The organism is Pseudoalteromonas sp. MQS005, assembly GCF_001661605.1.
In the GTDB taxonomy this organism is placed as follows: domain Bacteria; phylum Pseudomonadota; class Gammaproteobacteria; order Enterobacterales; family Alteromonadaceae; genus Pseudoalteromonas; species Pseudoalteromonas tetraodonis.
This window is the reverse complement of the sequence record NZ_LYRQ01000089.1, coordinates 1-8,690: the sequence shown is the minus strand read 5'-3', so window position 1 is coordinate 8,690 and position 8,690 is coordinate 1. Positions and strand designations below refer to the sequence as shown.

9 protein-coding genes are annotated in these 8,690 nt (G+C 42.4%); all 9 read right to left on the bottom strand.

Translation table 11 applies throughout. The annotated features are described in order from the left end of the window. Positions 1-227: 227 nt before the first annotated feature. The 9 genes from A9479_RS18955 to trmJ all read right to left on the bottom strand — a co-directional run bounded on the left by A9479_RS18955 (position 228) and on the right by trmJ (position 8,526). Complete coding sequence (locus tag A9479_RS18955) at positions 228-1,655, bottom strand: NAD-dependent succinate-semialdehyde dehydrogenase (RefSeq protein WP_064664276.1); 1,428 nt, start codon at positions 1,653-1,655, stop codon at positions 228-230. 558 nt (positions 1,656-2,213) lie between these two features. Then, a complete protein-coding gene (gene fdx / locus A9479_RS18950; RefSeq protein WP_008113929.1) occupies positions 2,214-2,552 on the bottom strand; it encodes an ISC system 2Fe-2S type ferredoxin in 339 nt (112 codons plus the stop codon). Between the two features lie 11 nt (positions 2,553-2,563). Continuing rightward, positions 2,564-4,426, bottom strand: coding sequence for a Fe-S protein assembly chaperone HscA (hscA, locus tag A9479_RS18945; RefSeq protein WP_064664275.1), 1,863 nt, complete (start codon positions 4,424-4,426; stop codon positions 2,564-2,566). A gap of 41 nt (positions 4,427-4,467) precedes the next feature. Beyond that, complete coding sequence (gene hscB, locus A9479_RS18940) at positions 4,468-4,995, bottom strand: co-chaperone HscB (RefSeq protein WP_008113925.1); 528 nt, start codon at positions 4,993-4,995, stop codon at positions 4,468-4,470. A 70-nt stretch (positions 4,996-5,065) separates the two neighbouring features. Further along, on the bottom strand, positions 5,066-5,389 hold the full coding sequence (gene iscA / locus A9479_RS18935) for an iron-sulfur cluster assembly protein IscA (RefSeq protein ID WP_008113924.1): 324 nt from the start codon (positions 5,387-5,389) through the stop codon (positions 5,066-5,068). 9 nt (positions 5,390-5,398) lie between these two features. Continuing rightward, the gene (iscU, locus tag A9479_RS18930; protein ID WP_008113923.1) at positions 5,399-5,782 is read right to left on the bottom strand and encodes a Fe-S cluster assembly scaffold IscU; all 384 of its coding nucleotides are present in this window, start codon (positions 5,780-5,782) and stop codon (positions 5,399-5,401) included. Between the two features lie 40 nt (positions 5,783-5,822). Continuing rightward, positions 5,823-7,040: an IscS subfamily cysteine desulfurase gene (locus A9479_RS18925; RefSeq protein ID WP_008113922.1), complete on the bottom strand. Its 1,218-nt coding sequence runs from the start codon at positions 7,038-7,040 to the stop codon at positions 5,823-5,825. A gap of 24 nt (positions 7,041-7,064) precedes the next feature. Continuing rightward, a complete protein-coding gene (iscR, locus tag A9479_RS18920; RefSeq protein ID WP_008113921.1) occupies positions 7,065-7,556 on the bottom strand; it encodes a Fe-S cluster assembly transcriptional regulator IscR in 492 nt (163 codons plus the stop codon). Between the two features lie 244 nt (positions 7,557-7,800). Beyond that, positions 7,801-8,526, bottom strand: a complete 726-nt coding sequence (trmJ, locus tag A9479_RS18915; protein ID WP_064664274.1) for a tRNA (cytosine(32)/uridine(32)-2'-O)-methyltransferase TrmJ — start codon at positions 8,524-8,526, stop codon at positions 7,801-7,803. Positions 8,527-8,690: the final 164 nt, after the last annotated feature.

Here is an 8,690-nt window from a genome sequence, read left to right as displayed (position 1 = left end):
AATTAAGAATAGTTTAGACCTTAAAATGGAAAGCTGCAAAAAACCTCTCCTTGTATAAAGATAAAAAAAATGCCACCAGATGGTGGCATTTACACACGGGGGTATTTCTACTTATAGAAATTTTTTACGTTTTGTTTACTTAAATATTTTTTGAAAAGGTAGCATTTACACCCGTTTCAAGCAACTTAAAACGCTGAACTGTTAACTCATCGGAACAGTTTTAACCATTACACCTTAATACATACATATTTTTCTTCTAAGTACTCATCTAACCCCTGATGCCCGCCTTCACGACCAAGACCTGATTGCTTTACACCACCAAACGGCGCAACTGGGTTTGATATAACTCCCTCATTTACACCTACCATGCCAAACTCTAGCCCTTCGCTTATACGATAGATTTGTTTAATGTTTTGGCTATAAAAGTACGCAGCTAACCCATAAGGGACGTCATTAGCAAGCGCAAGTACTTCGCTTTCTTCATCAAATGGGATCACCGTTAATACAGGACCAAAGACTTCTTCGTGATAAATATCCATTTGTGTAGTGACATTGGTGACTATTAATGGGTTTTGAAAACTGCCACCTAAATTGCTGTTATCTCCAATTAGGGTAGCGCCTTTATCAACAGCGTCTTTAATCAGTTGTTGCACTTTCTCTTTTGCTTTGGGGTAAATAAGCGGCCCTATGTCGGCATTTTCATCAAAACCGTTCGCAACATTGAGCGCAGCGACTTTGGGTGTAATTTTTTCAAGCACGTCATTTAATATATTACGCTGAATAAAAATACGATTTGCTGCAACACAAGCTTGTCCTGAGTTTCTAAATTTGGCCGCCATTAATCCATCAATCGCATCGTCAATATCAGCATTATCAAATATTATAAACGGGGCATTTCCTCCCAATTCCATTGAAGTACGCTTTATTGTAGATGCACATTGAGAGAGTAACTGCTTACCTACACCGGTAGAGCCAGTAAAAGTAAACTTACGTACCACCTCTGAGTCTGTCAGCATTTTGCCAACCTTTTTGGCATCTTGTGACACAAGCACATTAAATGCACCTTTAACAAAGCCAGCCTGATCAGCTAAATAAGCTAAAGCGATAGCACATAATGGTGTGTGCTCAGAAGGCTTGAGTATAAAACTACAGCCCGCAGCATAAGCCGGCGCGACTTTTCGAGTCACCATAGCAACAGGAAAGTTCCAAGGCGTAATACCTGCTACCACGCCAATAGGTTGCTTGAAGCTAGTTAAACGATGACTGTTATCGGTGGCGGGGATCACATCGCCGTAGCTGCGTTTAGCTTCCTCTGCAAACCATTTAATAAAACCGGCGCCATAATCTATTTCACCAAGCGATTCTTTAAGCGGTTTCCCCTGCTCTTTAGTCATGAGGGTAGCAAGGGTTTGTTTGTGCTTTATTACTAGATCATACCAACGCATCAGGGTTTCGCTTCGCTCGGTCGCATTGGTGGCTTTTAATTTTACAAAAGCGCCTTGCGCCGCTGTTATGGCACTTTTTACGCCTTGCTCGTCAATATCACTTACATCAACAATACTTTGTTCGGTGGCCGGATCATCAACGCTAAAGCGTGAGTTGGTTTGATAAAATTCACCGTTAATAAACGAGTCTGAAAAAATAAGATCACTCAAAATATACCTCCGAAATGGGTTTTGGGCTTCGGGCTTCGGGCTTCGGGCTTCGATAAATTAAAAAAGCCTTGTGGTTAACGCTACAAGACTTTTTAATTTTAATTTACCCGCCGCCCGTAACCCTTTACCTTCAACCTTTGTATTTATTCACTTCCTCTGCGCACTCTGTAATCTCTGTGGTAAATAAAATTACTAACAAACGCGGAATAAAACCGCTTTAAAAAGCATATGCACAAAGAGAAGTGAATGAGAAGAAAATGAGAAAGCACTAACCATTAGCCTGAGTGATTAATTGTTTTGTCACTTCCTCTAAAAGCGCAGCGTCTCTTAACCTCTTTGTGCATAATTTTATTACCTTTAACCACATTTGCGCGGCGTAAAGCCCCGCCTACAGGCTATTTTAATTTACCCGCGTCTCGCAGCCCGCCGCTCGTAACCTTTTGCCTTTCGCCTTTAACCTTTAAAAAAGACGCGGGATAAACCCGCTGCTACTTAATACAAACAAAAAAGCCGCTGTGTTAAACAGCGGCTTTTAATATAATAGTCATTAATTAAAAACTAGTGTTCTTCATTAACGATATTGAGATTGTACTTAGGTATTTCAACCACTAAGTCTTCATCTCTAATAATTGCTTGGCAACCTAAACGTGACTCTGGTTCTAAACCCCAGGCTTTATCTAGCATGTCGTCTTCTAGGTCGTCACTTTCATCTAATGAGTCAAAACCTTCACGGATCACTAAGTGACAAGTTGTACATGCACATGATTTTTCACAGGCATGAGGAATGCTAATGCCATTTTTAAGCGCGATATCAAGTACCGTTTCGCCAGCTGGCGCTTCTATTGCAGCACCGTCAGGACACAACTCCGGGTGGGGAAGAAAAACAATTTGTGGCATTCTAATCTCTCTTATATATTGTCTACTGACTGACCCGTTAAGGCTTTTTTAATTGACGCGTCCATTCTGCGCGCGGCAAAATCACTGCTCGCATTATCCATTTTTTCAATGGCCGCTTTAATTTCGCTTGGCTCTTGCGCACTCTCGCGTACTTTCGCAAGTTCGCTTATTTCCACTTTTAGCGTCGCTAATTGCTCAGGCTCAAGTAAATCGCCATCAGCAGCTAATGAGGCTTCCATCGCTTCTATTACACGAAGCGCTTCAACTTGTTGCTCTTTAAGCATACGCGCTTGCATATCGCCTTTGGCGTTACTCATCGACTCTTTAAGCATATTAGCAACTTGGTCGTCAGACAAACCAAACGACGGTTTTACTTGTATTTCTGCTTGAACACCCGTTGATTTTTCCATGGCTGATACGCTTAGTAAACCATCAGCATCTACTTTAAAGGTAACGCGAATATGCGCCGCTCCCGCCGCCATAGGGGGAATACCTTTTAAGCTGAACTTTGCCAGCGATCGACAATCGTCAACCAGTTCACGTTCACCTTGTAATACATGCAACGACATAGCCGTTTGACCATCTTTAAACGTAGTAAATTCTTGCGCACGTGCAACCGGAATCGTGGTATTGCGTGGAATGATTTTTTCAACCAAGCCACCCATTGTTTCAAGGCCTAACGACAACGGTAACACATCAAGTAATAACATGTCGGAATCTGGCTTGTTACCGATTAATACGTCAGCTTGTAATGCAGCACCCAGTGCAACAACGCGATCAGGGTCAATTGAAGTTAGTGGCTGTTTATCAAAAAATTCACCGACTTGAGTACGCACTAATGGCATACGGGTTGAACCACCAACCATTACAACTTGTAATACTTCTTGATTTTCAATACCGGCATCTTTTACTGCTCGACGACATGAGCGGAGCGTTTTTTTAACCAGTGGCATAGCGAGCTCATTAAATTTTTCTCGCGTTACTTCAACCATGTATTTTTCATCGTCAAACTCAAGGCCAACATTCACTTTTTCGTATTGGCTGAGTGCTTCTTTACAGGCTTTGGCTTTATTAATGAATAAGCGTAATACCGAAGGAGATAAGCCTGTCACGCCGGTTTCTTGTTTTAGGTAATCAACTAATAATGAGTCAAAGTCGTCGCCGCCTAGGCTAGAATCGCCACCGGTGGCCAGCACTTCAAACACGCCTTTATTTAAGCGCAGTATAGAGATATCAAAAGTACCGCCCCCTAAATCATAAACGGCGATAATACCTTCTTGCCCTGAATCTAAACCGTAAGCAACGGCAGCGGCAGTAGGCTCGTTTAGTAAGCGCAGTACATTAATACCGGCAAGCTCAGCCGCATCTTTGGTGCTTTGACGCTGTGCATCATCAAAATAAGCTGGTACCGTAATTACTGCCCCTAAAATATCTTGATTACCAAAGCTTTGCTCAGCGCGTACTTTTAAAGCATTTAAAATATGACTTGAGGCTTTAACTGGGCTGATTTTTCCCGCAGCCGTTTCGATAGCCAATGCACCATCATCATCGCAAAACTGATAAGGCAGTTGGCCATAGCTTTGTTCTATTTCGGCTTGGGTTTTACCTAAAAAGCGCTTCACTGAAATAAGCGTATTAACCGGATCGAGTGTAGCTGCTTGCATTGCATCATTACCCACGGTAATGCCGCCAGCTTGATAACGAACCACTGAGGGTAACATCGCTTCGCCTGACTCATCAGTAATAGTGCGTGCTTCGCCGCTTTGTACGGTTGCCACTAATGAATTTGTAGTGCCTAAATCAATTCCAATGGCTAATTTGTGTTCATGTGGTGCCGCGCTCTGCCCCGGCTCAGCAATTTGCAATAATGCCATAATGCTCTTTAAACTCGTGTTGCTCGCTTTGCAGCAAGTAATTAATCGTCAAATAAACTGTCTTCAATGCGTTCAAGTTCGTCTTGTAACTTATATACAAATTTTAATTTGCGAATGTTGTCAGCAGCGTGTTGATATTGTTGCTCATCGTTGCTTGCAAGTTGCTCAGCCAATTCGTTGCTATACTGGGCTTTTAATTGCTTTATTTGCGACTCAAAATTAGCAATAGCGATATCTGGATCACTTGCAGAGGGAAGTTCTTCAAGCTCTTCGCGCAGTTCCATTTGTTGCATCAAGAACATGGGATCTTGCAGTGTTTGCTGCTCTGCGCGAATATCAACGCCCAGCTCACTCAACATATATTCAGCACGTTTAACCGGATGCTTAAGTGTTTGTAATGCGTCGTTAATTTCAGCGGTACTTTGTACGGCCATTAATTTATCACGACTGCTGGCATTAGCATGACGATCAGGGTGTACAGCACGTTGAAGTTCTAAGTAGTGCTTGTTGATCATTGCTAAGTCAATATTGTAATCAACCGGTATTGCAAATAACTCAAAATAACGCATAACTTCTCACAAATGACAAAGCCCTACATTAACTGGCAGGGCTTATTTATATCTTAAAACAAGTTTGAGCTTAAACGGTAAAGCTTTCGCCACAGCCACACTCATCAGCTTGGTTAGGGTTATTAAATTTAAACCCTTCATTTAAACCTTCTTTAGTGTAGTCGAGCTCGGTGCCGTCGATATAAACTAAGCTTTTAGCGTCAACAATTAAGGTAACGCCTTTGGCCGCAAATGTTTCATCGTCATCGTTTAGCTCATCAACAAACTCTAGAACATAAGCAAGACCTGAACAGCCCGTCGTTTTAATGCCAACTCGCAGGCCAATGCCTTTACCACGGTTTGCTAAAAATGATTGTACGCGGTTTGCTGCCGCATCTGTCAATGTCACTGCCATGAATATCTCTTAGTTTGTATGTTTGCTTTTGTAATCTGCAATTGCTGCTTGAATTGCATCTTCGGCTAAAATTGAGCAGTGAATTTTCACTGGTGGTAATTCTAGCTCTGCGCTGATATCGGTATTTTTGATAGTCGCAGCTTCGTCTAATGTTTTGCCTTTAACCCACTCTGTTACCAGCGAAGATGAAGCAATTGCGCTACCACAGCCGTACGTTTTGAATTTTGCATCTTCAATAACGCCTTCCGCCGATACTTTAATTTGCAATTTCATTACGTCACCACATGCTGGTGCGCCTACCATACCCGTTGCCACTGACGGATCATTTTTGTCTAGAGCACCTACGTTACGTGGGTTTTCTACGTGGTCGATTACTTTATCACTGTAAGCCATAATTCTATCCTCACTACCTGCTAGGTATGGGCTCCACTAATTAGTGGTGCGCCCATTCAACTGAATCTAAATCAACACCTTCTTGGTGCATTTCCCAAAGAGGAGACATTTCACGTAAACGGCCAATCGAGTTTTTCATTAGCTCAACGGTGTAATCAATCTCTTCTTCGGTGGTAAAACGGCCAATACTAAAACGAATCGAGCTGTGCGCTAGCTCGTCGTTGCGACCTAATGCACGTAATACGTAAGAAGGCTCTAAACTTGCAGATGTACAGGCTGAACCTGACGATACCGCAATATCTTTAACAGCCATTAATAACGACTCACCTTCAACAAAGTTAAAGCTAATGTTGACAATACCAGGTACTGATTGGTCTTGCGTGCCGTTAAAGTACACTTCGTCCATATCCGTTAAAATGCCGTCGATTAGGCGTTTACGCAACGCACTGATGTGTGCGTGATCTTTTTCAAAATCTTGTTTTGCAATTCTAAATGCTGCACCCATACCCACTAACTGATGGGTTGCTAATGTACCAGAACGCATGCCACGTTCATGGCCGCCACCGTGCATTTGTGCTTCTAAACGTGCACGTGGTTTACGACGAACATACAAAGCACCTACGCCTTTAGGGCCGTATACTTTGTGCGCCGAGAATGACATAAAATCTACTTTGGTTTGTTGCACATCGATTAAAACTTTACCCGCGCTTTGTGCCGCATCTACGTGGAACATAATTTTACGTTCGCGACACATTTCACCAATAGTATTGATGTCTTGGATTACACCTAGCTCGTTATTTACATGCATGATGCTTACAAGCACAGTGTCGTCACGCATCGTATCTGCTAATTTTTGCAGATCAAGTAGGCCGTTTTCTTCAACGTCCATATAAGTTACTTCAAACCCTTGACGCTCAAGTTCACGACATGTGTCGATAACGGCTTTGTGTTCAGTTTTAGCGGTAATAACATGCTTACCTTTTTTCTTGTAAAACTGAGCCGCACCTTTAATAGCAAGGTTATTTGATTCTGTTGCACCCGATGTGAATACAATTTCACGTGGGTCTGCATTAATTAAATCGGCAATGTCAGTACGTGCTTGGTCAACGACTTCTTCAGCTTGCCAACCAAAACGGTGTGAACGCGATGCTGGATTACCAAAATTACCGTCCATAGTCAGGCACTGCATCATTTCTTTGGCAACTCGTTCGTCAACGGGCGTAGTTGCTGCGTAATCTAAATAAATCGGTAACTTCATTTCTCTCTCCGCTGCAGGTCAACCTTAAAGTTGACAGCTTACTTGAATATTTTCCAACTGCTTAATTGCATCATTAACGCTGTTTTCTTGGCGAAGAGCGACCGCTTTAACGTCCGACTTTTCAACCAATTCAGCTAAGGTAATATTATTTAAAAATTCTTCAATTCGTGCGCTTAAATCTGACCACAATGTATGGGTTAAACAACGCATACCACTTTGACAACCAGTATTGCTTCGCTGACACCGAGTAGCGTCAACAGATTCATCTACCGCATTGATAACATCGCCAACTGAAATTACATCGGCCTCACGTCCTAGTAAATAGCCCCCACCAGGACCTCGAACAGAACTCACTAGCCCATTCTTACGTAAACGGGCAAATAACTGCTCAAGATAAGACAAAGAAATTTCTTGGCGCTGCGAAATATCTGCAAGCGCTACAGGGCCTATATTTGCATGTAGTGCAACATCCAGCATGGCTGTAACGGCGTATCTGCCTTTTGATGTTAACTTCATAACGCCCCCCGCACAAAAGAGTGCAAATTTTAATTACCAGAGTAGATTAGTCAAGTATTCTAGGTTCTAGGTTCTAGGTTCTAGGTTCTAGGTTCTAGGTTCTAGGTTCTAGGTTCTAGGTTCTAGGTTCTAAAAAACTTGTAATACCCGACTGTTTTGGTCAAGTATTGAGTCTATTGTAATTACCTGAGTAATTTAGTCAAGTATTAGTAGAGCAATAAAGGGCGCTATTTATAACTAATTGCTATTTTATAGACTTATTAATTGAGGTAAGAATACCTCGTAATATGTTCATTTCTGCATCTTCAGGGCGAGCACGATTAAACAAACGACGTAGCTTAGTCATTACCATGCCTGGGTGCTGCTTAATGATGAAGCCTGTTTTAAACAATGTGTCTTCAAGATGTTCGTAAAACAATTCTGTTTGTTTAGACGATGGATATAGGGTTTCGTCTTCTTGTTGTTCCGCTTTAGGCTGTTGATTTAAAAATGCCATACGCGTTTCATAACATAAGGTTTGTACTGCCATCGCTAAATTTAGCGAGCTGTATTCTGGATTAGCAGGAATACACACATGGTAATTACACAGTTGTAATTCTTCGTTTGTTAAACCACTGTTTTCACGACCAAATACAAGCGCTACAGGGCCATTTACGGCTTCGCCAACAAGCTTTTCACCACATTCACGCGGCTCTACCATAGGCCACGACAACGTACGTGAGCGGGCGCTAGTACCAATCGTTAATGCACAGTCAGCAATTGCATCTGCAACACTATCAACAATAACAGCATTACCTAGTACATCAGTCGCACCTGCAGCAAGCGCACTTGCATGACTGTCTATTTCACAGGCTGGATCAACAAGGTATAACTTTGATAATCCCATGGTTTTCATGGCGCGCGCCGCTGAACCAATGTTACCAGAGTGTGATGTGTTAACTAAAACGATGCGAATATCATCTAAGATCATTACAGTGCTACTTATCGAGTACAAAAAAATTGCGCAAATTCTAGCATGAAAACGCGCTGAGATCCTATATTCAATAGTCGAGATCTAAAAGATCAGGTCGGGGTTCGGGGTTCGGGGTTCGGGGTTCGGGGTTCGGGGTTCGGGGTTCGGGGTTCGGGGTTCGG